We start from the raw sequence: 23,763 nt of genomic DNA on the forward strand, positions 1-23,763 counted from the left end.
ACTCTTTCCGTCACCGTCGCCAGCGCAACCAATGGCACCGTAGCAATCAAACAAGATCAAACCTTGGACTTCACACCGGGTGCGAATTACAACGGCTTAGATACCCTCACCTACACCCTTTCTGATGGCACAGACACTGCTGTATCAACCGTAACCGTCACCATCACAGCGGTAAACGATGCCCCGGTCGGTGCCATCGATACAGCCACCACGAACGAAGACACCTTGGTCAATATCGATGTTTTAGCCAATGACACGGATACCGAAGGCAGCACCCTCTCCGTCACCGCGGCTAGCGCAACCAATGGCACCGTAGCAATCAGGCAAGATCAAACTCTGGACTACACACCGGATGCGAATTACAACGGCTCAGATACCCTCACCTACACCCTTTCCGATGGCACAGAGACAGCGTCATCAACCGTAACGCTCACCATCACAGCGGTGAACGATGTGCCAGTCGCTGTCGCCGATACAGCCACTACCAACGAAGACACGCTGGTAAATATTAACGTATTGGCAAACGACTCAGACGTCGACGCCGATACCTTATCGGTCACGTCAGCAAACGCTGAGCAGGGTGTGATTACGATAAAACAAGATAGTACCCTCGACTATGTACCCAATGTAAATTACAACGGCGCCGATACTATTAGCTATACCGTTTCTGATAACGCCGGTGGGACTGTCTCAAGTACGGTTACCGTTACAGTATCACCCGTCAACGATGCGCCGACTTTTTCTGATGGCAGTGCAAGTATTGCCGAGAACTCAAGTAATGGTTCGGCGGTTATGACCATAACCGGCGCAGATGTGGATAGCGGCGATTCCTTAACGTATTCCCTACAAACAAACAGCAGCAACATATTTGCCATAAATTCTGCGACGGGTGCAATCACTATTGCGGACAATACATCCTTAAACTACGAAACAAGTGTCCAACACACCATCGTGCTCAAGGTCACAGACAGCGGCACCGGTAATTTAACAGAGACAGCTACCGCCACCATTAGCGTCACGGATGTTCAAGAAAACGTAACGCCAACACTGGATGCCACTTTCGGTACCTCGGGTATTGCTGGGTCTAATTCTTTTGGCGCAGATAATTACGAACTGCCCAACGATATGATTCTTGATAGTTCTGGGCGAACGGTAGTGGTCGGTAAAACGAGCTATTCGAACAGTGGCCTTTTCATTGCGCGCTTTAATACAGACGGTACGCTTGATCGCACGTTTGGCAGTGCTGGAGTGGTTAATGATGCATTGACCTACAGCGTCGATTCACCTTCGGTAGTTATTGATTCTTCCAACCGAATAGTCGTTGCTGGATCGGATGTAAACGGCGGGACAAGTGAGGTTTTTATTAGGCGTTATACCACAGCTGGCGTATTGGATACCTCGTTCAATAACACGGTCACGGACTTTGGAGCAATACACTATGCTAAGGGTTTAAAAATCAGTTCTGATGGCAGTATTCTAGTCGCGGCAAGCGGCAGTGGGGATTTTAGGCTGATTAAATTCAGTAGTGACGCGAGCACTCACTCCACTATTGATGTGGATTTTACCGCTGGCACAGATACTGTTGCTACATTGGAATTACAGTCGGATGGCAAAGCACTTATCGCTGGCAGTGCATACAATAGCGGCAATAACGGTTTAGATTTTGCTGTTACGCGCATTGAAATTTCTCCGACATTTCAACTTGATACATCTTACGATTCGGATGGGAAAGTCTTAATGGATTTTGGCGATAATGCGGATGACCTAGCCTACGATGCTTACATTAATGGCAGTGATGAGCTTATCGTGATGGGGTCCACCATTGTACAAGCCAGTACGAAACAAGACATGGCCGCGCTAAAATTGGATAGTACCGGTAGTTTAGTCACGGGCTTCGGCACGAACGGGTTTCTTGTGGTGGACATTGATGGAGACAATAACGCTGGCACGAGTCAATCCGTCGGAAAAAAGATTGCTGAAGACAGTAGCGGTGATATTTATTTTGCCAGTGAAAGACTAATAAGCAACATTGATACTGTGATTTATAAAACCGACACAAACGGAGGCGTAGTCAACAACTATGGGGCGAGTGGTCGGGTAACATTGAACAGCATTAGCAATGATCTTTCCGTCGGACTTCTCATTGACAGCAGCGATAGGCTTAATCTCGCTAGCACTCAGGATAATCAGGTAGAACCCGATTTGTTAATGGCAAGGTACACAACGGCCGGAGTGCTGGATACAAACTATAGCGGCGATGGTATTAATTTGCTCGGCCCAACATTCAGCGTCGATACTTTGAGCGAGCTTATCGAACTTACAGTAGCTCCGCATGCGGGTAAGTTTATCGGGATCGGGAGTAGTTCCTTCCAAGCAAGTTCACCGTCTCTGATTGTTGTGCGTTACACCAGCAATGGCTCTATCGATGAAACCTTTGGTGAAAACGGCTATTTCTGGTTGGCTCAAGTAGAGACCACTTATGGAGGCAACGATATTGTCGAATTGAGTGATGGAAGATTAGCGGCAGTGGGCTCACTCGAGAACCAAGGGCTGGCAATTATGCTGCAGACCGACGGCACCTTAGACACCACGTTTGATGCAGACGGCATAAAAACTTTCTCAGGTGCGCAAAGCGGGCTAACTTTAACTGCCGTGGCGATTGATCGAAACAGTAAAATTGTTGTTGCGGGCACAAACGGCAGCGCGAATGCGTCAGATATCTACGTTGCCCGATTAAATAGTGATGGCTCACTCGATACCAATGCAGATGCTGACACGGCTCTATCATTTACCCCGGCCGGCTTTACGACTTTTGATTTAGGTAATAATGAATCAATCAATGATATAGCCACCTTAGCGGACGGTTCGCTGGTCGCTGTCGGCGAGCAGGGTAACGCTGGATTAATCCTTAAATTTCTAGAAAACGGATCATTAGATACGGCGGGTTTCGCCCCTTCAGACGGCTATATTACAGTGGATTTAAATCCAGATTCAAACGCCAATGTCGATGAACTAAAACGCGTGAAAATAAAAAGTGATGGAAAAATTGTTGCGGCAGGCTTTACCACAGAAGGTGATAGTGAAAATGTAATTATTGAATTGACAAGCGCAGGGGTATTAAATACCGCTTTTGATACAGACGGCATTGCGTCATATAACTATGGCGCAGGTAATGCCCAAACCTTGGGGCTTGCATTGGATGCCTCGGAAAATATCATTGTAACGGGCACCAATAGTAACGGCTCTACAGAGGATATTTTTGTGGCACGCGTTACCGCTACCGGCGCAAAAGATACCTTATTTAACAGTGTTGGCGGTATATTATTTGATTACGACGCTAACGAACAGGCATCTGCCATATTGGTCACCAGTGACGGAAAATTAATTGTCGCGGGCGCTGACAATCTAAACCTATATCCTGAATCCTTCTTTTTTGTGATGAAAATTGAATTAATTGAACCGTAAAAAGGCGTTCATTAGGGCGTGCACGAAATAAGTTACTGGAATTTGGGTTTGTGGGTGTTTGCTTGGCAAGGCGGAAATATGGCGTAATAGCCGGCTATTGCAAATATTTTTAACGAAGGCAAGCGTGCATCCAGGAATTCAAAAGCGGGAAGTTATTTCATGCACGGCCCTAGTCACTGGGGATACTTGAGAAATACTCGCCCCCTTAATATCAACTACAGTAATATTTTAGTGGGCCTCTTTAATTTTGTATCATTTCGTACCCGCCAGGTTTGTTGACATTCACATGCGATCCCAATCACGGCACTCACAAACCCCGGTACAAAAAAAGAGCCAACCATTGCTGGCCGGCTCATTTTGTAGTTCCATTAACACCCAACTAAATCAACCTCCTATTAGGATTAATGGTTTCTCGCTAGTCAAAGCAATCCACGGCACCCGTTGCCGTTTCGTACAAATTGACCATAATAATATCAGACCAAAAGTTCTTATAGGTGATATAAGCATTGGGCATTATTTTAGGGCTATTACACACGGAATAATCAGAGAAAGAAAAACTTGCAAAGGAATCAACAATGCCCGGTCTTGAAATATGACAAGTACGGCAGGCTTTTGCGTAAACATCGCGATACGTATTCTCCTGCCCTGCCCAACCGGCTGGGACCTCAGCATTAGAAAGCTGCTGAGGCGTATTCCCTCCGCCATTATACCAACTGGTAATTAAATCATCGACTTTACCGCCACTGTTTATTGCAGCGACTTCATTGTTTAGCACAGCAAAATTAGCCAACTCCAAAGGCGTTAAAGTATTAACCGCAGGTGCAAATTCCCAAGAGCGATTACCTGAATATTTAAATGACGGCATATCAAACTCTCTAAATACAGCATCGTGCACTTTACTATCGACATTAAAGGACGTTGGCGTACCCCCATGACAAACCATGCATAAATGAGGTAAAGGTTTTGGGCCAAGGCCATCCAAATCTGCAAAGTTAATTCTTGGCGCTACTCCGGTCCCACCGTTAAAGGCATAAAAACTAACCGCCGTATTACCCAGTGATGCATCGTACTCCATTGTTACAGTAGCGCCTTGTGTTGCCGGGTTTTGACTCACGGCATCATCAGCGTTTGCAGGGTTTTGATTCGGCAACCCATAATTAGTGACATAACATGCGTAGTTACTACTATCACCCAGACAATGCATATCGCGGCCAAAGCCAAGATCCCCGTGATTCATATAAGAAGCCCGAGTACCGCCAGAGCCATCAACACCAAAATTATTTTTCACCCACCAATCTTCCAGCACCAATCGCTCATTAAGTGGATCAACCGCATTGTAATAGTTGGCAGAAGTTTGTTGGCCATTAGTCGGTAAGTAGGTGCCGTAGGGGCCAGTTAAGAATGCTGGTCTACCTGTTGCAGCAATGTCACCGTAATAAGGCAATACGACTGGATCGGCTTCCAAAACAATCGGCGTTCCACATTCCGAATAAGGGTAGGCAGGCCATAGATTATTACCTGTCATTTTAGGTCGTAAATCGGTTGCAATAATTTCTTCAAGCAATACCACCTGTTCGCCGCTTGGCAGGGTTCCCCTCAGTTCAATTCGCAATGTATTACCCGCCGGTGGCGCACTATAAGGAATGCGATAAACCGCGTGGTATTGCGCATTATCTAACGGGGTCTCTTTAACCTGCACACCGCTACCATTAACAGGAACATAGGCACGCATAACGAGATTGTTCCAGGCACTGAGCGAAGCGCCAACCTCAAAGCGAACACAAGTAGCGTTGGCTGGATCGTTACCGGCGACATCCATATTAATGGTCGAGAAGTGGCTGGTTGGGCCAATATAAGCTGGACCACTGGCAGTATTTACAAGATTACCCACCTGCTCTTGCAACCAAAATCCACTTTTTTCATCATAAGACCACATATCGATATCCGCTTTCGCATAAGCCGCCAACTCATTGGATACGGGAATTGTCAGCTTGGCTTCCATTCCTTTTTTCACATTTATTTCTTTACCAAATTTATCGCGAAATTCAGCAAACAATGCACCGAAGCTGGTGAGCTCCATATCTTTTTCATTAGCATCAATAGCTCTATAATCACCGACCATCGCTCTGCGTGCGGGATTCATTGTCGCCATAGATAATGAAATAGGACCTACAGCAGGGCTTTGATCTGCATAAACAAGAGCACCTGCAGGTAGCTGTAAACGTGCACCACGATGCTCACATTTCTCATCGGGTGTCACCACGGTTACGCCACGTTCCTTTAATATTGCGAGTGCGCGCGCACGCTGTTTAGGATCGACATAATCCTTATCCTCCCTATCCAATTTATCCTCTCTATCATAATCGGCGCGTCCACACGGACCACTACTGGCTTTATCAACCACATCAATGGCTAGCGCTGGATCGTGTTGAGTAATTTGCGCTCGGATCAATTCATAGGTGGCCCCACGGCTCGATTTATCGTGCACTCGGGATGCCGTTGCATAAGAGAAATGATTGATATTGAGAGAGTAGCGAGGATCATTATTTATTTCAGGAACCTCTAAACTAAACCAACCTTTCGCATCCGTCGCTGTAGATTCACCCAAAATGGTAATGTTGGCATTTTTTACAGGCGCTCTCGTGACCTCATCAATAACTGTTCCCGAGAATTGGGCGAGCGGCACGCCCACTTGCATTGGCAGCCCTTTTATCAAGTAGCCACCGTAGCCGTCTTTTGACATTGCGTACACTTGATGCCGGCCAGGTGAACCCGGGAGTTTCCACTCTTCATTGGCAGTGCTCGAACCCGAAACAAAACCTGAACCGCCCAATGTTTTCCAGACATACTTGAGTGCGTGTCCATCTTTATCACTCGCAGAAAAATTCAGATCCAGCTTTTCGCCCGCCGGTGCCGACAAAACACCCCGCCCGTTCAAGTAAGCGGCGAACTCTTCTTCTTTAGGTACCCAATTAGGTAGTGGCAAATCAATAGTGTGCCAACCAGAACCAATAAAGAATTGCGTTTGATATTCTGCCTTTTCGCAACTAGACCGCAATATATAGCGCTTACCCTTAGGTAAACCCATTACGTACTCGCCGCTAACATTGGCTTTAACTGAGTTGGCTACCGGATTATAAGCGGTATTCAGCAGCTCAACTTCAGTGAATAAGTTCACCTCAAAATAAGGGTCGTGTAACCAACAGGGGCGATCCTCGTGCATTAAACTCAGCCCCCAAGCAAACGGAGTTTCGGTAAAAACGGTTACCTCACCAAGATAAATCGGCTGACTCTCAACGCTAAAATATTTACCACAGGCTTCCGAAATATTTTCGACACTCCAGCAAATAGCGTAGCGGCCAGCTGTTGGCGCACTCAAATCAAACTTTCCATCGAGCTGTGTTAATTGGCCATCAACATCATTGCCCGAAATTACATCGCGTAAATAAACTTTTCTTTCAGCCAACTCAATAAATTGATCACCCTGCCCTGTGGGTTTAAGCGTATGAATACCAAGCGTACCTTTAACACCCACTGACTTTAAAACAGGCTTAAAAACAGATAACGGTTCTTTTAAAGTGGTTACATTGTTAGCCAATACTACCTTTGTAGTGGTGGCTTCCTTGCTAATTATTTTAGTATTTATCGATGGTAGAGTCAGTGAAACAGCGTGTACAAATGACGCACTTAAACCCAAGCTTGCAGCTAAGATAAGCCGTAGCGTGGGTTTTCGCGTACATGAGACTAAACGATTTTTTTGAATAAGATGACTAAACATAAAATTCCTCCGCGTGTATGTAATTGAGGCGTAACCCCAATCGCATAATAGAGAGAAAAGTTAATAAAATTGAGGCATTAGTAACCAAGAATTTTGTGACTTATTCACGATAAAATAACTTGATGCTTTACTACTTATAACTTAAGTGACGAGGCAATATTGTTTCTCGCTCCGAAAAACCTGCTTCCCTGCAGGCCCGGTGCTCCTTATTGGCAACTATTCAGGCATGCAAAAATATGCCGGGAAATTGATTGTTTTCTGTGCCGTTAGGGGGGGGGCACGGAATAAGTTGCTGGAGTTTGGGTTTGTGGGTGCTTGCTTGGCGAGGCGAGGCGAGGCGAAAATATGGCGTAATAGCTGGCTATTGCAAATATTTTTAACAAAGGCAAGCGTGCACCCAGGAATTCAAAAACGGGAAGTTATTTCATGCACGTCCCTTACCCTTATTGAACAAACTATTATTGCCTCACCCGTTACTTTGAGCCGCCTAAGCACGGCGGTGATTCTGGCGAGGTTTGATTAAGTGCCTGCCACTGCTCTGGAGTGTAAAGATGCAGCGCAAGTGCATGTACTTCCCCCTCTAGCTCTGCGGCCAGTATTTGATACACCAGCTGATGTCGCTGCACCGGCCGCAAGCCCTCAAAACGCTCCGATATTAACGTCACTTTAAAATGCGTTTCAGAGTTGGCCGGCACACTGTGCATGTGGCTCTCGTTAAGCACCTCTAAACGCCTGGGTGACAGCTCTGCTATCAACTTGGTTTGAATATCCCGCTGTATTGGCCCGCTATCCATCTGTTACTTCTCCACCACAAATAATGACAGTGTGTATTTTAGTGCATATACACCAACGGCCCTAGCCAATTTACACCCTTTTTCAAGACAAAAAAAAGCCCCTTTACAAAGGGGCTTTCAACTTAGCGGTGCAACCTCTATTTACGAACCTTACTTACGAACCTTGGAGCACCCTAGGCGTCCTTCCGACAACGCAATATCATCGACATACATAGATACATCAGGCTTGGCCGGTTTTTCTGGCTGCCCTTGTGGCTGCTGGCCACTGGGCTTGTAACGACCAATACCTAGGTTTACCTCAAGGAAGCTACTTGGACCATCCGCCCAACTGCGCGAAGCACAACCCGAGGCATCCCCTCGAATAGCCAGATCGTTAATTTGCTCGCCATCAACCCAGAAGTTAAGCTCACCGTTTTTAGGGTTCATCTCCCACTCCAAGCAAGCCCAAACACCTTTAGGTATTGGTGTAGACGACGCCAAATCACACGAAGCGCCCCGGCCATTGGAATCTAGCGCCGCTGCAAATTTACCCTCTGCGCCACCGAAGCGATATTGAACATCACGATCCTGCCCACGGTTACCCGTTGCCGTTACCATGGTCCACTTCATATCAACTTCAGCGCCGTTATCTTCGAGATAAACTCGAGCACGCCCAAACATATGACTTGCCGAACCACCCAGCTGATTTGAACTTAAACTCAGCATTGCGATAGAGTCATTACTTGCCGTTTCTTCCGCGGCAGTCATTTTCAGTGATTTACCACTTAAGCCATAAAACATTTCATCGGTAACAGCGATTGATGCAACACCATCTTTTACAATATCCCAGTCACCGTTTGGCTCCGAGCCCACCACATAGTCTTCAAAACCTTCGACGATCACAGGCTTAGCGCCACCGGCATTAGCATCTGGTGCCTTAGAGCCTAATGGAGGATAAGCATTTTCAATCAACATAATGAATTGCTCATGAAACCATGCGCCGGCATGCGGTGCATCTTGCAGTACGTCGGCCCTTACCCCAGTACTGTTACTCGATTCTCCGCCACACATAGGATCATATGATTTACCTTCTTCGTTAACACCATCGGTAGTTGTCGAAATACCATCAGATTCACCCGGTGGTTTCATCCAATAATAGGCATCCAGATAAGGGCGTGCTGGATCTGGGTTTGCTTGTGGAATTTCACCAATACCGGCTTCATTAATATTGCACCAATGACCACGATGCGTTCGCAAATCGACTCTATAAGCAGGATCATCTTTGGAGCCTGGAGCGCCCTCACCTGTTGGTCGATTCGGACCACCCCAACCATTACGGGCGGTATCAATAATAAAACCTAAATCGTCAGGGAAGCCTTTAGCCGTAAAGGCACTGTATAACGTATCGATAAAACTCAGCTCGTCTACCTGCTGATTCCACTCATAAAAACCAGCAAGCGCCATACGATCTTCAAAGGCATTGCTGATGTAAGGCTCGCGCAGCGGGGTATAACCCGAGGTGTTCGAGGCAAAGCCTTTAATCACATCTAGGCGGCCAGAATCCGTCGAGCCGGCAACCAAGCCAGTAAAGCCCGCGACTGCGCCGCTTAAGTTATCGGGCCAGCCCAGCCAACCTGAATGACCGATATCCATATAGGTATACACATTATCCATAGAGGCAAACTTGCCAATGGCATACTGCAGCGCTTTTTCGTAGACCTTCGCAGCCGCTACCGCATCACACTGCGGGAATATCTTACCGACATTAGTAATCATATTCGGATAGCCGTCAGGCTCTAGCATGGCAACAATACGCAGTGACGGGTATTTATCAAAAATTTCAGCGATGACATCGATGTAATCTTCTTTATAAATTTGCATACCGGTGCCATCTGGCATGCCATCACCGTCAGCATCATTCGTTTCATTAAGTAAACCGTTAGATGCCAAAGCCGCACAATCTCGATCCGGCAAGTTATAAACAATAATCACAACCGTCATTGGCGGCAAATTGCCGTCGGCATCGGCCAATGCTTGCTGCTGCGCTACCGCCTCATCAAAATGCCCCAAAAATGTATTGCCTGGCGTCGCGTAATCTTTGGACAACGGACGACGCCCGCCATTCTCAGTACCACCATAAATCGCAATCGTGCGATCTAACCACACGGCCGAAGGCATTTGCTGAACAAACTGAATATCTTTATATAGCTTTTCGTCTGAAACAGGGTCAATTTTTTCAAGCGACTGATCCTGTAGCGTTTCAATATCAGGGCTCACATAAAAGGCGGAATCGGTAAAGGGGTTACCCTGTGTTTGCATTGCTTCGCCAGGCTTACCTTTGGGCACCGCAAGTATTGCATTTACCTGTGCCGACGTTTCGTGCGAAAGGCCCTTATCATCAGTTACAGAAAGAAAAACATTGTGCGTGAGCGCTTCGTGAAATACGTGGTCAACAACCGGTCCGTAGGCAAAATTACCACCACCAAAGTCCCACTCGTAGCTCACTATATTGCCGCTAGCACTGGAATCACGACCATCAAATGTCACACTTAAAGGCGCTTCGCCTCGCTCAACAGACACTTGAATTGCCGCTGTCGGGGCAACACCCGAGCCAACAGCATCCAGTATCGTAATCGGCACCATCAATTCACCAGACAAACCATCATTGTCGAATACTTTTAAAGTCACCTCAAAGGTACCGGATTGCGCGTAGGTATGACGAGGGTTTATATCTGTCGATTGATTACCATCACCAAACTGCCAAAGCACTTCAGCGATGACTCCGTCAGAATCCGTAGAACGATCAGATTTAAAAATAATTTCAGTTCCGGCTAGGGCCACCATGGGGCCAGTCCCTGAAACATCGGCCACTGGCGCACCAGGCACAGAAGCACTTGACGACGAAGACACGACTACCGCACTTGATACGGCCACAGAAGATATTGCCGAAGACGAACTCTCTTGGGCGACAGACATAACACTTGCAGAGGATTGCATGCTGCTATCGTCACTGGATGACGTAGTTCCGCCACCACATGCCGCCAAAGAGCCCACCAATAAACTTAAGGCCGCCCCTTTAAAGGGAGCCCTCCCTAATGCATAGCCCGGTAAATTATCGTTTTTATTAGGACGTTTCATCATAATGTGTCTCACTCGAAAAAGAGGTAATGGTTAAGCAAACACCCAGAGACACCGAAGGACAGGTAATAAATACCTTAATCAATTTTACTGTTTGTACAAAACAACAAAACCGACAGCCTGAAAATACCCACCACCTTTTCAAGCACGCCTCGGACACCAGGCAGAAAACATCCGAGCCACGCTATCAAATAAGATGCAAAAAAGTATTTTAATTTGGTTAAAATACGATAACGTCAACAAACAAGACTGCAGTTTTGAGAAGTAAATCACGGTAGTGAAAACAAAAACTTAAGGAGTGGCGGATTAATTGAATACAAAATATTCGCCAACCGAGAAATTAACTTAATTGGCGAAAAAAATGACACCGCGAGCTTTATTGCAGATTCATAAGAAAGCCACTAAGCGCCAATGAATGATGCTTCTTCATCAACACCCTCGACCCAAACATATTCTTCGCCAGACTGGGCATCCAACTTATAAATCCAGCGTACATTCCAACTATAGATTCGCATACCGTAAGTACGTAAAGGGTCATGCTTTTGATAAGCCGGACGCGGGTTTTGAGCAAGCACCTGCTCAATAAGTAATTGAAGATTACACTGACGAGCTTGCGGCCCCTTGCAGGCCATTTGCGCTTCCACCGAAAACAGCACCAGCATTTCATCCGGAGAAGTCGCAGCAAATAAATTAGTCGCCGAAGGCAAGCAATCGGCATAGGGAACATAGGGCTTAATATCGAGAACTGGCGTGCCATCTAAAAAGTCATGACCCGATATATTTAAGCTAACACCGGCCCCGCCTTTCTTTGGGGTAATAACGACAGAGTCGAGCGCAACAACAGACAAACCGATTGGGTTTGGCCGTATCGGTGAGCGCGTCGCAAAAACACCCATACTTTTATTGCCGCCCAAGCGAGGCGGCTTAACTTTAGCTTTCCAACCCGCCACACGATTAGCATGAAACAAAAACTGCACCCAAATGTGACTAACCTGCTCCAACCCCTGAACGGCATCGGGGTCGTTATATGGAGGCAGTAATTCAATCGATGCCTTAGCCTGAGAGACCACACCAGGCTGCCGAGGAATGCCGAACTTTTCTCTAAAGCACGAACGCACAATTGCAATTGGGCTAAACGCCGACTTATCCATGAACATGCATCCTAATATTGACAACCCTCGCCAAGAAATATCACCTGTTCAACCATCGTTTTTTTGCTGCTGCACTTTCCAAAGCGCCGAATATAAACCCTTGTGCGCCAGTAAAGCGCCGTGACTACCCTGCTCAACCACAACGCCATCGTCCAGAACAACAATATGGTCGGCATCGCGAATCGTCGACAAGCGATGTGCGATAATTAATGTCGTACGATTTTTGGCCACTCGATTAATCGCTTCCATAATGGCGTTTTCACTGTGCGAATCCAATGCACTTGTCGCTTCATCAAAGATTAATATTTTAGGTTTTTTTAATAAAACCCGCGCTATGGCAATACGCTGCTTTTCACCGCCAGAAACCTTCAACCCACGCTCACCGACCTGCGTATTTATCCCCTCTGGCAACGAAGCAACAAAGTCTTGCAGATTCGCCAAGCTTAACGCTTCATCAATATCAGCTTGGCTTGCAGCAGGATTACCATAAGCCACGTTGTAGCGTAATGATTCGTTAAATAAAACGGTGTCTTGAGGCACCACACCGATGCTTTCTCGTAAGCTACGCTGTGTAACGTCGCGAATATCCTGCCCGTCGATTAACACGCTGCCATGTGTAGCATCGTAAAACCTAAACAGTAATTTAGATAAGGTCGATTTACCGGCTCCACTACTACCGACAACTGCAACTTTTTTACCCGCTGGCACCTCAAAATTAACGCCTTTTAATATTGGCCGCTTAGGGTGATAAAAGAAGTGGACATCACGGAACGTTACAGCGCCATGATTTAATTTGATGTCGGTTGCATTTTCGCCATCAACAACGGCGGCTTTTTCACGCAACAAACCAAGCATGCGCTCTATATTAATGAGAGCCTGTCTTATCTCACGGTACACAAAGCCCAAAAAATTTAACGGAATGAATAACTGCACCATAAACGCATTAATCATGACGAAGTCGCCAAGGGTAATCGTTCCTGCAGCCACTTCGCTTGCGGCCATGAACATAACAACAGTAACAGAGATAGCAATAATTAAGGCTTGCCCACTGTTTAGCGCGGCCAGAGAAAGTCGATTCTTCAATCGCGAACTTTCCCACCCGGCCAAATGGTGGTCATATTCTTTAGCTTCAATTTTTTCAGCCGTAAAATACTTAACAGTTTCAAAATTTAGCAGGCTATCCATAGCACGACTGTTCGAGCGATTATCTTGCTCATTTGCCTCACGCACAAAGCGCGTTCGCCACTCGGTTACCAAAACAGAAAAACCAACATATAAAACAATAGCCGCCACAACGGCCACCACATAAGAAAAACTAAATTGCTGCCACAAAACACCGGCCACTAAGGCAATTTCAAACAAGGTAGGCACAATATTAAAAACCAAAAAACGCAACAAAAAGCTCATGCCGCTTGTGCCACGCTCAATATCCCGAGCCAAAGCGCCTGTACGTCTTGATAAATGGTAATTTAAATCCAGTTTGTGTAAGTGCTCAAAAACCTCAAGCGATGCGCGTCGCATAGCCCGCTCAGCCACACGAGCAAAAATAGCATCGCGCAATTCGCCCAAAAAAACCGCCAAAAATCGCAAACAACCGTAACCCAGTAATAACCACAAAGGCACCGTTAATAGCGCAACCGTGGGCGACACATCCAATGCATCAACGACATGTTTTAACGCTACAGGGACACCCACATTGACGACTTTCGCACAGACAAGTAAGCCCAAGGCCGCAAAAACACGGTATTTGTATTCTGCCAAATACGGCAATACACGGTAAGCCACCTGCCAGCTAGGCTTGATTTCTGGCCCGTCCGCTGCCCCTGTTTTCATATGACGCATAGATAAAATCGACCTTAGGAAATGATTACATCGCGGAAAAGTTAAGAGGCACAAGTCGTCTTGTGCCATTAAAAAAGCAACACACTACGTCTTTCGTTACGGCGCCAATCGGCAAATATCCCAGCCAACTTTATCGGCCTGAGTATATTCAAAGCGATCATGCAAGCGCATGGCACCGCCCTGCCAGTACTCATAACGGTAGGGCGTGATACGAAAACCACCCCAAAAGTCAGGCAGCGGGACCTTGCCCTGCAAGAACTTTTCTTTCATACGGGCGAATTGAGTTTCCAGCATTTGCCGAGAACTAATGCTGTGGCTTTGCTCGCTCGCCCAAGCCGCTATTTGGCTTTCGTGCGGTCGCGACAGAAAGTACGCTAACGACTCTGCCGCTGAAACCTTAGTGGCGATACCATTAATCTTCACTTGCCGCTCCATAAAGTGCCAAGGGAAATGCAAACTCACTTTACTATTGTGCGCAATGTCGGTCGCTTTCCGGCTAGAGTAATTTGTATAGAATACAAAATCTCTTTGATCCGCATGCTTAAGCAAAACAATCCGCTGCGTCGGCTCGCCTTCCGCATTGACTGTCGCCAAAGTCATTGCTGTGGGGTCAGGTATCTTCGCCGCTAAGGCTTGCGACATCCAATGCTGGAACTGCACCATAGGGTCATCATTTAAATCTTTACGCCGTAAACCACCCTTAAGGTATTCACGGCGAATTGTATCTAGATCCATAGCAATATTTTTCTATCTAAAAGAACGTTAAATAGGTGTAGCCTTAGCGCCGCACCCGACAAAATACACTTATGCAAACAATCCAATGTTTCGACCCAACTATGAAATGCTTCGAACCAACTATGAATAGCTCCTCTGACAACCAACAGCTCACTGCCGGCCTCATTCTTGCCGGGGGCAAAAGTACACGTATGGAAGGGCAAAATAAAGCACTACTCCCTTTCGGCGACACAACATTACTCGATCACTGCTACGCAATAGCAGCACGGCATCTTCAAACAACGCTAATCAGCTGTGGGCCACACCACTACAATCAATACCCGCCTCAAATGCATATCGCCGACAATGGCGAACAAGGTCCTTTAGGGGGAGTGCTGGCAGGGCTTCAATGGTTGCAGCGCAACACCGACCGCCAATGGATGCTATCCATGCCTTGCGACACGCCCTATATAGACGAAAGCTGGATAACATTCATGATTAAAGGAATAAACCCCCACCACATGACAAAACCCGTTTACGCACAACATAGTGACCGCAACCACTATGCACACGCACTTTGGCCGGTCTCTGCCATTCAGACGATTAAAAGCGCCATCGAGCAGCAACAATACTCACTGCGCGGAGCACTACAAAAGCTAAATGCTACTGCGCTAGATTTAACCCAAGACTGCCCTACAAGTCACTTCTTTAATATCAACAGTTTAGCGGACGCCGCAACCGCTCAACAAAAATTGACTTGCAGCAAGGACAAATAGCAACCAAAGTAACCATTGCTATCATTAAAAGGTGTGTAATTAGCTATTATCAATACTTGCGCACCTTTAACCCAGGAAGAATATTGTATATTTGAACGAATAAAAGTGCTTTTTGCGCACGCTAATCGCCCGTTACTAAGAAAATCGATCAGTAACACTTGCACCCTAAGCGATAGCCCCGTATAAAAGTAAAGATAACAACACGAGACCGAATAATGCTTTAAGCGCCAGACAGGCAAGTATTGCGTTCTCAATAATATAAGAACCCTGCTTTAAGGCATTATCGCTGGAGATTCAACTTGGTCAATTTGGTCAAAAAAACAGCCTATCTATTTACCACGCTATCGATGCTAGTGCTGCCCGCACTGACGCACGCCAATAGCAGCGTTACGGCTAGCTCCGTAGGCGCAAGGCTTGCCAATGCAGCGCAGCACGCCCCTAAGGGCTACCTAAGCATCTGCAGCTACGGCAGTAGTTGTGCTGTAGCAAAACCCAGCTTGATTGCCTTTGGTAGCCACGGTGAGTATGTGTATCGCGTTATTAGCGGTTCATTTTTGTGCAGCGAACGCACCTTCAATCGAGCACCGTCATCACCTTCTGCCGCCAACTGTTCTGTAGCCACTGCGACAAAAGCGCCACAAATTGCACCACAGACCCTAGCTGCCGACTTATCCAGTGGCAACTACGCCATCGTTTCCCGGCACAGCGGCAAAGCGCTGGAACTAGACACCAAGGGCGACTTCCATCAAACCCCCTATTCGGCAAAACCTTCACAACAATTTACACTCACGAAGCGTGAGGATGGCTATTTCACGATTAACGATAGCTCGGGTAAATCGCTCGAAGTTAAAGATTGGTCAACCAGCGACGGCGCGCAAATAACCGCTTCAGCACCCACAGAAAGCTTAAATCAGCACTGGGTAATCAACGATGCAGACCTTGGCTACCTATCAATAGCGTCACGTTTCAGCGGTAAATCTCTTGACCTATTCGGGATGAATACACACAACAACGCTCAAGTACGACTCTGGACATACTGGGGCGGCAAAAACCAGCAATGGCAACTTATTCGCCTCTCTAGCGAAGGCGCTGCAGAAGTAAGCTTTTAAGCACCAACATCTAAGTACCAACATCTAAGTAATATGTTCTAAGTACTATCTTCGTAAGCACTAGAAAGGCCAGCCTAGCACTGGCCTTCAGTTCCCCTTCTTAGCCACCAAGTACAACTCTGTTGTTGGATATTCACTTTTTCGCCATCCCCACCGCTTAAACAAGCCCCAGTCCAGCAGGCTCCACCACGGGGTGTCTTTTTCAATGTACTTATCACGTACCACAAAACCGGCTTCGCGAAACAATCCTATGTATTGATCAGCTGTTTTCTGGGAATGCATTGGGTGCCTAAAAAACCAACGCACCGGGAATGTTCGAATAAAGCTTTCACAGGACTCACTCACCAAAATAGTGCCACCGACCTTAAGCACACGGTAAAGCTCGGCCAATAGTGCCTGCTGATTACCCACATGATGCACAAGTTGATGACACAAAATCACATCAAAGGCCTCGTCGCAAAACGGGAGTGTCTTGGCATCTGCACGGCTAACTAACACGCCGCAACCCGCTTGATTAGCACTTGCCTTAGCCATCGGCAACACTTGCGTATCAACATCCACAGCCACAATATAAGCGGGATTTAAGTGATGGTTAACAATCTCTATCGATTGTCCAAAACCACATCCAACATCCAGCACCCTAGCATCGGGCTTAATTTCTTCGCCCGCCAGATTGCAAAGGCGTCCTATCGCCACACTCAATACATATTTAACCCATACATCTGTACGTAAAAACCATTTCCCAAACTGGGTTTCACGCACCCACTCATCCTTTATACTACTCAACCGAACACCTCACTGCCCTTCCTGCCCCCTCACAACCCTCAGGGGTATCACTAAAGATAAGCGCAGGCATAATTTTAAAGGCGAGATCATAGCCAACATGTCCATAATTTCAAGCGGAAGCTACCGGTTAGTTCAAGCACTGCCGCTGTCATATTTTCTTTTACACGTACGACTTGATCGCCCAAGCACCATGTATGACTGGACTAAGCCCTATGCTATTGCCAGCGCTCTTGTACTTATCGTCAGTGCTCTACTCATGCTTAAACGCAAGATTTACTCTCCTGCATTTGTCGGTATTAATGTGTATTTCTTATTTGGTGGGGTAGCGCTCGCAGCACATTGGGACGCGATAAATTTACTCTACGGTAAGCTTGAAGGTGCTGGCATGATGGTATGGATTGTTGCAGTTGTAGCCATAGGGAACTGCATTCAACCCCAGTGGAGCCTAGAGCTTACGCAAGATCAAATCACAGAGGTAAAAACAAACGCACACTGGCGGGGCCATGCTTGGCTGCTCTTTGGTTTTTGTGTGCTCTGCACAGGATTAACACTTTTCATCATGAACAACACAACATCAGTGCTTTTAAGGGAGTTCGCCCCCTTCATTATTCTTTTTACCGGTGCGGCACTCATAAAGCGTAATAGCTTGAAATTGACTACAACCGAACAAACCTAGTCACTTTTATAGCGATAACTAATAGTCGCTGTTTGCGATTTAGCATCCGCACCCTTAATGTTAACGGCACCGTTAAAAACCATTAATCGGTGCTGCGCATCGTAAAGCAGCGTTAAAGGGTCAACAAAAAATCTCAGCAACCGACTATTCGCCGCAACACGAATACATACGCCGCCCTCAACCTTCACATTAAATGTTTCGCATTTTTCAATATCAACGCGGCTCGCGCGCAGTGCAATCGATTTTAAGTGGGGAATGGATAGGAAATCAAAGACAACCGCCTCCCCCTTATAAATACTATCCCACTGCTGTCGCACAAAAGAGTCAAAGCCAGCATCAATGACCTGAACGCCCGCTTTAGCAATAGACTTACTCTCTTCTGCTTCGCCTGAATTTAAGCGATAGGCAACGCGCCACTGCAATAGGTCCTCACTCACACCCACAGCTCTAACTTCGCCAGTCCGATTATCTTGTTGCACGACTAACGGTGCTTGCTCACCCAACAGGTAATCAAGCGTTTTTTCAACAACAATCTCGCCACCACTGCTGTATTCAACTCGCCAGTGGGTGTCATCGAGCTGAAAATATCGCTCGCAGTATAAAAAATCGTCCTCATCGGCACCTACAGCAACGCCAACAATATCGGCATCATTTTGCGAACAAAGCTCAGCCCCCCAAGAAGGCACACTCAGCAAAGGAAAAAACAATACAATTAAATATTTAAATTTGAATATCACTGAGGCCTCTCAAGAGGAATTTGTTTAGCCGTGTAAGCAAGCAGGGGCATAACAAACACCCAAATCCCCGCAATAATAAGTAAGCTGTAAGGACTCGCTAAATCGTAAGTAGGGCTTAACCTTGCCCCGGCAAAGTAGCTTACCGGAGCAACCACCAAACCCAAGATTAAAGACAGCCAATAATTTGACTGCAAAAAACCCAAGCTACCATGCAAGCTCATGCCAAACCCGAGCCAAATGGCAAGTAACCATAACGGTGGAAAAACATCGTCAATTAAAGGCGACCACACCCCTAGCCATAATTTAAGCGATTCAACAAAAAAACCGATTACTAGACAAATCAACAACAGCAAAACTTCATTTTTCCACACAAAGAGCTGCTTTCTTATATAAAAAAGGCAGAAAAAATGCAGCCCTAGAATAGGGACTAACAATGCGAGAAACCATGAATCACCGAACAATACAGCGACAAACCAAATTATTTGAAACAGAACAGCATTAACAATTAAGAACCAAATTGGCTGATCAACCTTAGCCTGCGTCATACAACCGGTAAATCACGACAGTCGGGCTTAGCCATTAAAATTTGCGAAGTACTAATAACACGCTCTTTAAAACCACCTTCGCAGTAACTTAAATAGAAGTCCCACATGCGAATAAATACATCATCAAAGCCTTGTGACCTCACTTCGTCCAAATTTTCATGAAATGACTTTTTCCATGCCGCCAGCGTTTTGGCATAATGAAATGTAATATCATCTAAGCCAATTATTTGCATGTCGGTATCTTTGCGTAAATGCTGGGCAATCACCTCATTCGATGGCAAGCAGCCGCCAGGGAAAATGTAGCGCTGAATGAAATCAACATTGTCACGTTCCTCATGGTAACGTTGATCGGCAATAGTGATCGCCTGAATCAGCATCTTACCCGTATTTTTTAGCAATTTAGAGCACTGAGTAAAGTATTCGCCATAGTATTGATAGCCCACAGCCTCAATCATTTCAATCGAGAGCAACTTATCAAATTCACCATCAATATCGCGATAATCCTTCAACTGAACGTCAATCTGCTCGGATAAACCCTCACGCTCAACCCAAGCTCTTGCATGTTCGTACTGTTCTTTTGATATTGTCACAGTGGTTACTTTGCAGCCGGTAGTTTTAGCCGCATGGATCGCCATCCCGCCCCAGCCTGTTCCTATCTCAAGTAAATGATCGCTAGAAGTTAAACCCAGACGACGACAAATGTGATCCATTTTATAGAGTGAAGCCTCATGCAATGAGGCCGAAGCATTCGGGTATATAGCCGAGGAGTACAGCATAGTCGGATCAAGGAACAACTGAAAAAAGTCATTACCCAAATCATAATGTGCCGAAACATTCTCTTTGGCTTTATCTTTTGAGTTTGCATTAAATCGATGAACCAGATTACCCGCCCACTGCAAAGCAAAGTTCCATTTCGAATCCATACCCGACACCACATCCATATTCATCACGAAAATACGAATAACCTGCACCAAGTCAGGCGAAATCCAAGCCCCCTGCATGTAAGATTCACCGGAACCAATCGTTCCATTTAACATGACTTGGCGGTATGCCGACGGGTGATTAACTGATATATGAGCGACGACTTTTGCCGTCGTGGCTGGTTCGCCATACACATAGACTTCGCCACCATCCTCAATAGTTAAGTGGCCGCGAGCGATGCCCTTAAGTGCGCCCAGAACAATTTTTTTAGCAAAACCATCTAAAAAGTTGACCTTAAGCTCACAGCCTGCTTTTTTATCAACCACATCAATGGACTTCATTCTAATCTCCAGCTTTAACCGATAATTCTTGTTTAATTAGGCACGACTATTGGGATGGCCGTAAAAAGGCACTCGCTTCACCAAAAGCTTAAGAGCTTGCCAGTAAATAGCACTAATGACTTTTACGGTCATAAAGGGATAAGCGATCAACAATCGATTCATTTTTTTTGCAGTGATATTGGCTGCATTCAAACTCATGGTGGCATCCATCACTTTTTCTTGCGGCAGAGCAGCTTTAGGATCACTTTCAGTACCTGCGGCTAGCGTATTTTGCCAATTTTCTAAATGAATCGACAGGTGGTCAGCAGGGACATTACTAAACCAACGATACTCCATCGACAAAGGGTTAAACGGTGAAACATGAAATTCCTTTTGAAATCGACATTTAAACTTTTCTTCTCCATCAACACGAAGTACATAGGCGTGGCGCTCACGCCAAGGCGTATTCGTCACCTCAGCGACAATCGTTTCGAGTTTCTCACCGCTCTGATCAAAACAATAATAAGTCGTCAGTGGGTTGGTGCAATAACCAAAGTAACGTAAATTGGCCAATACTCGAATGGGCCCTGTGGGCCGCGAACCAATCCTCGCCTCGACAAGAGATCTGACGCAGCTATCTAGCGGCTCGTTAGTATCTCCCATAAAATCTTTGCGCTTAAATACCGCGAAACCAAAACCCTCTACACGCCAAAATCGAGACAATGACATCACCGTATCAATTTCTGAAAGATCAAGGTACATCATAAATACTTTATATTTAAAGGTATGTTCTGTCGGTAAAAAACGCCGATGTCGAACCCAGCCTTCATAAATTCTGCTCGAAAAAGAGTGGTCCATCACAGGCTATCGCCACCCAAATGCTCAGCAACGCGTAATGCGCTCTTCACGCCATCTTCGTGAAAACCGTTAAACCAATAAGCGCCACAAAACCACGTTTTATTCACACCATTAATTGAAGCCCAATCACCTTGGGCAGTGATAGCCGCCTGAGTAAATACTGGGTGGGCATAACTATATTCGCCCAATATCTTATCGCTATCGATTCGCTCTCGAGCATTCAGTGTCACACAAAATTCCACGGGAGCCTTTATACCCTGCAATATATTCATACTGTAAGTTAGAACAGGAGGCGATGCTTTATCGCCATCGAGCAAGTAATTCCAACTACTCCAAGCCAACTTGCGCTTAGGCAGTAATTTAGAGTCAGTATGTAATACAACGGAATTATCGCGGTACTCTATTTGACTCAACAACGCGGTTTCATCCGTCGAAGCATCGCCGAGCAAAGCTAAAGCTTCATCGGAATGACAGGCAAATACAACGTTATCGAAGACTTCAACTTCATCATTAATTAAAATCTCAACGCCACGTGTTGTTCGAGTTATTTTTTTAATTGTTGAAGAAAGTCTAACGCTGCCTTCAAAACCTTGCGTTAACGGTTTGATATAGCTAGCCGAGCCACCCTGAACAACCCGCCACGTAGGACGATCGTTTACGCTCAACAAACCGTGATTGTGACAAAATCGAACAAAAAATATTAAAGGAAAATCCAGCATATCACCTAAAGATGACGACCATATGGCAGCGCCCATAGGCAACAAATAAAAGTCGCGAAAGTCATTACTGTAGCGCCAGGCAGCCAAGTAGTGCCCCAAAGTATCCTCAGGCGATAAAATACCCGCCTTGTAATCCGCAACTGCAGACTTATTGAACCTTAGAATATCTCTTATCACCCGCCAATGCCTCGGGCTAACAAGATTCGAACGCTGACAAAATAACGTATTCAGGTTTTCACCCGCATACTCGTAATTCGACGCAGGGTGACTAACGCTAAATCCCATATTTGTTGCCTGCGTTTGTACATTCAAGCGCTCTAACAATTTAATGAAATTAGGGTATGTCCAATCATTGTAAACAATAAAGCCCGTATCAATTGCGTACTCTACCCCGTCATGATTAACGATTTTAGTCGCTGTATGCCCGCCCAACCGGTTGTTCTTTTCAAAAACGGTAATATCGTGATGTTTGTAAAGTAAGTGTCCAGCCGTTAATCCTGAAATACCTGAACCAATAATCGCTATTTTCATCCCCAATCCTATTTTGGTTTAATTGGAATTCGTTTTCATTCTCGTAATTTTCGGCCCTATAAAGCGCACCCACAAACCATCAAACAGACCTAGAAATCTTAAAGGCCAACTCAAACGCCGAGGGAAATCAATAATAAGCTTTCGCTGACGAATACCTTGAATAATACGATTTGCAGCCATTTCTGAAGTTTGCAAAAAAGGCATAGAAAAATCATTATCCTTCGTCAGCTCTGTTGCAACAAAGCCGGGGCGCACCAGCGATATCTTTAGTCGGTGATGACTTAAATCGATGCGCGCCGATTTCACAAAATACTCCAAAGCGGCTTTTGCCGCCCCGTAAGCTTCTGCACGAGGAAAAGGTATCACGCTCGACAAACTGCCCACGGCAACAAACTGCGGGCTGGATTGGCTATTATCAAGCAAGGGTTTGGCCAACTGTAACGTTCGAATGACACCTAAAAAATTGGTTTCAAAAACACGCTCATATAAATGGCTATCAAAATCAAGATCATCCACATATTCACAAATACCGGCGCAAGCAATGACACAATCAATATAATCCGTAATATCAGCCAACTGAGCTGCTGCTGCCTCCATGCAATCAGCGCGACTAACATCAAAAGGCAAAGGCTTTACTTGATGCCCCCACTGCGCTGCTAATTTGCATAATGTATCTTTATTGCGACCACTCACAATGACAAAGTTACCGGCAGCAACCAACTGGCCAACCAATGCCTTACCGATACCGGAAGATGCCCCCGTTACCCAGACACAAGCATTCTCTAGCGGTTTTTGACCCCTCTTTAATGTCATGATGTTTTTCCGCTTAAGGCTGTTAAACGATGTTCATCAGGCGAATTACTACTTCCCCCCGCCAAATGCTTCTTCACTTTTTTAACCGCCCAACCCAGCACAGGGATATGC

The 23,763-nt window shown here is 45.9% G+C and carries 17 protein-coding genes; 4 read left to right on the forward strand and 13 right to left on the reverse strand.

All coding sequences use genetic code 11. The features are described from left to right. Positions 1-3,465: beta strand repeat-containing protein (locus AC3A8L_RS08450; protein ID WP_487961801.1), on the forward strand; the 3,465-nt coding region annotated here is incomplete at its 5' end. 415 nt (positions 3,466-3,880) lie between these two features. Here AC3A8L_RS08450 and AC3A8L_RS08455 read toward each other — a convergent pair. The 6 genes from AC3A8L_RS08455 to pdxH all read right to left on the reverse strand — a co-directional run bounded on the left by AC3A8L_RS08455 (position 3,881) and on the right by pdxH (position 14,882). Next, a complete protein-coding gene (locus AC3A8L_RS08455) occupies positions 3,881-7,243 on the reverse strand; it encodes a peptidase associated/transthyretin-like domain-containing protein (protein WP_487961802.1) in 3,363 nt (1,120 codons plus the stop codon). Positions 7,244-7,716: 473 nt separating this feature from the next. Further along, complete coding sequence (locus AC3A8L_RS08460; protein WP_487961803.1) at positions 7,717-8,037, reverse strand: BolA family protein; 321 nt, start codon at positions 8,035-8,037, stop codon at positions 7,717-7,719. 150 nt (positions 8,038-8,187) lie between these two features. Beyond that, entirely contained in the window at positions 8,188-11,157 is a 2,970-nt protein-coding gene (locus AC3A8L_RS08465) for a glycoside hydrolase family 6 protein (RefSeq protein WP_487961804.1), read from the reverse strand. 398 nt (positions 11,158-11,555) lie between these two features. Beyond that, a complete protein-coding gene (tsaA, locus tag AC3A8L_RS08470; protein WP_487961805.1) occupies positions 11,556-12,305 on the reverse strand; it encodes a tRNA (N6-threonylcarbamoyladenosine(37)-N6)-methyltransferase TrmO in 750 nt (249 codons plus the stop codon). A 48-nt stretch (positions 12,306-12,353) separates the two neighbouring features. Next, entirely contained in the window at positions 12,354-14,138 is a 1,785-nt protein-coding gene (locus AC3A8L_RS08475) for an ABCB family ABC transporter ATP-binding protein/permease (protein ID WP_487961816.1), read from the reverse strand. Between the two features lie 105 nt (positions 14,139-14,243). Then, positions 14,244-14,882, reverse strand: coding sequence for a pyridoxamine 5'-phosphate oxidase (gene pdxH, locus AC3A8L_RS08480; protein WP_487961806.1), 639 nt, complete (start codon positions 14,880-14,882; stop codon positions 14,244-14,246). 122 nt (positions 14,883-15,004) lie between these two features. On the opposite strand from pdxH, the gene mobA reads away from it, so the two are divergent. Both mobA and AC3A8L_RS08490 read left to right on the forward strand, forming a co-directional pair. After that, complete coding sequence (mobA, locus tag AC3A8L_RS08485; protein ID WP_487961807.1) at positions 15,005-15,637, forward strand: molybdenum cofactor guanylyltransferase; 633 nt, start codon at positions 15,005-15,007, stop codon at positions 15,635-15,637. A gap of 299 nt (positions 15,638-15,936) precedes the next feature. Continuing rightward, the gene (locus tag AC3A8L_RS08490; protein WP_487961808.1) at positions 15,937-16,746 is read left to right on the forward strand and encodes an RICIN domain-containing protein; all 810 of its coding nucleotides are present in this window, start codon (positions 15,937-15,939) and stop codon (positions 16,744-16,746) included. An 87-nt stretch (positions 16,747-16,833) separates the two neighbouring features. Here AC3A8L_RS08490 and AC3A8L_RS08495 read toward each other — a convergent pair whose 3' ends face one another. After that, entirely contained in the window at positions 16,834-17,532 is a 699-nt protein-coding gene (locus tag AC3A8L_RS08495) for a class I SAM-dependent methyltransferase (protein ID WP_487961809.1), read from the reverse strand. A gap of 97 nt (positions 17,533-17,629) precedes the next feature. Here AC3A8L_RS08495 and AC3A8L_RS08500 point away from each other — a divergent pair, with 97 nt between their 5' ends. Beyond that, the gene (locus AC3A8L_RS08500; protein ID WP_487961810.1) at positions 17,630-18,208 is read left to right on the forward strand and encodes a hypothetical protein; all 579 of its coding nucleotides are present in this window, start codon (positions 17,630-17,632) and stop codon (positions 18,206-18,208) included. Here AC3A8L_RS08500 and AC3A8L_RS08505 read toward each other — a convergent pair. Genes AC3A8L_RS08505 through AC3A8L_RS08530 form a run of 6 tightly spaced genes read right to left on the reverse strand, consistent with a single transcriptional unit; the run spans position 18,205 to position 23,652 of the window. Then, positions 18,205-18,945, reverse strand: a complete 741-nt coding sequence (locus tag AC3A8L_RS08505) for a hypothetical protein (RefSeq protein WP_487961811.1) — start codon at positions 18,943-18,945, stop codon at positions 18,205-18,207. The two genes, AC3A8L_RS08500 and AC3A8L_RS08505, sit on opposite strands and share 4 nt — an antisense overlap. Beyond that, a complete protein-coding gene (locus AC3A8L_RS08510) occupies positions 18,942-19,490 on the reverse strand; it encodes a DUF2878 domain-containing protein (protein WP_487961812.1) in 549 nt (182 codons plus the stop codon). Before AC3A8L_RS08510 ends, AC3A8L_RS08505 begins: the two co-directional genes overlap by 4 nt. Further along, on the reverse strand, positions 19,487-20,752 hold the full coding sequence (locus AC3A8L_RS08515) for a class I SAM-dependent methyltransferase (protein ID WP_487961813.1): 1,266 nt from the start codon (positions 20,750-20,752) through the stop codon (positions 19,487-19,489). The genes AC3A8L_RS08510 and AC3A8L_RS08515 overlap by 4 nt, the downstream gene beginning before the upstream one ends. Before the next feature lie 36 nt (positions 20,753-20,788). Beyond that, positions 20,789-21,589 carry a DUF1365 domain-containing protein gene (locus AC3A8L_RS08520; protein ID WP_487961817.1) on the reverse strand — a complete coding sequence of 267 codons (801 nt, stop codon included), beginning with the start codon at positions 21,587-21,589 and terminating at the stop codon, positions 20,789-20,791. Further along, positions 21,589-22,839, reverse strand: a complete 1,251-nt coding sequence (locus AC3A8L_RS08525; RefSeq protein ID WP_487961814.1) for an NAD(P)/FAD-dependent oxidoreductase — start codon at positions 22,837-22,839, stop codon at positions 21,589-21,591. Before AC3A8L_RS08525 ends, AC3A8L_RS08520 begins: the two co-directional genes overlap by 1 nt. 18 nt (positions 22,840-22,857) lie before the next feature. After that, on the reverse strand, positions 22,858-23,652 hold the full coding sequence (locus AC3A8L_RS08530) for an SDR family NAD(P)-dependent oxidoreductase (protein ID WP_487961815.1): 795 nt from the start codon (positions 23,650-23,652) through the stop codon (positions 22,858-22,860). Between the last annotated feature and the right edge of the window lie 111 nt (positions 23,653-23,763).

It is taken from the genome of Marinagarivorans sp. (assembly GCF_982758155.1).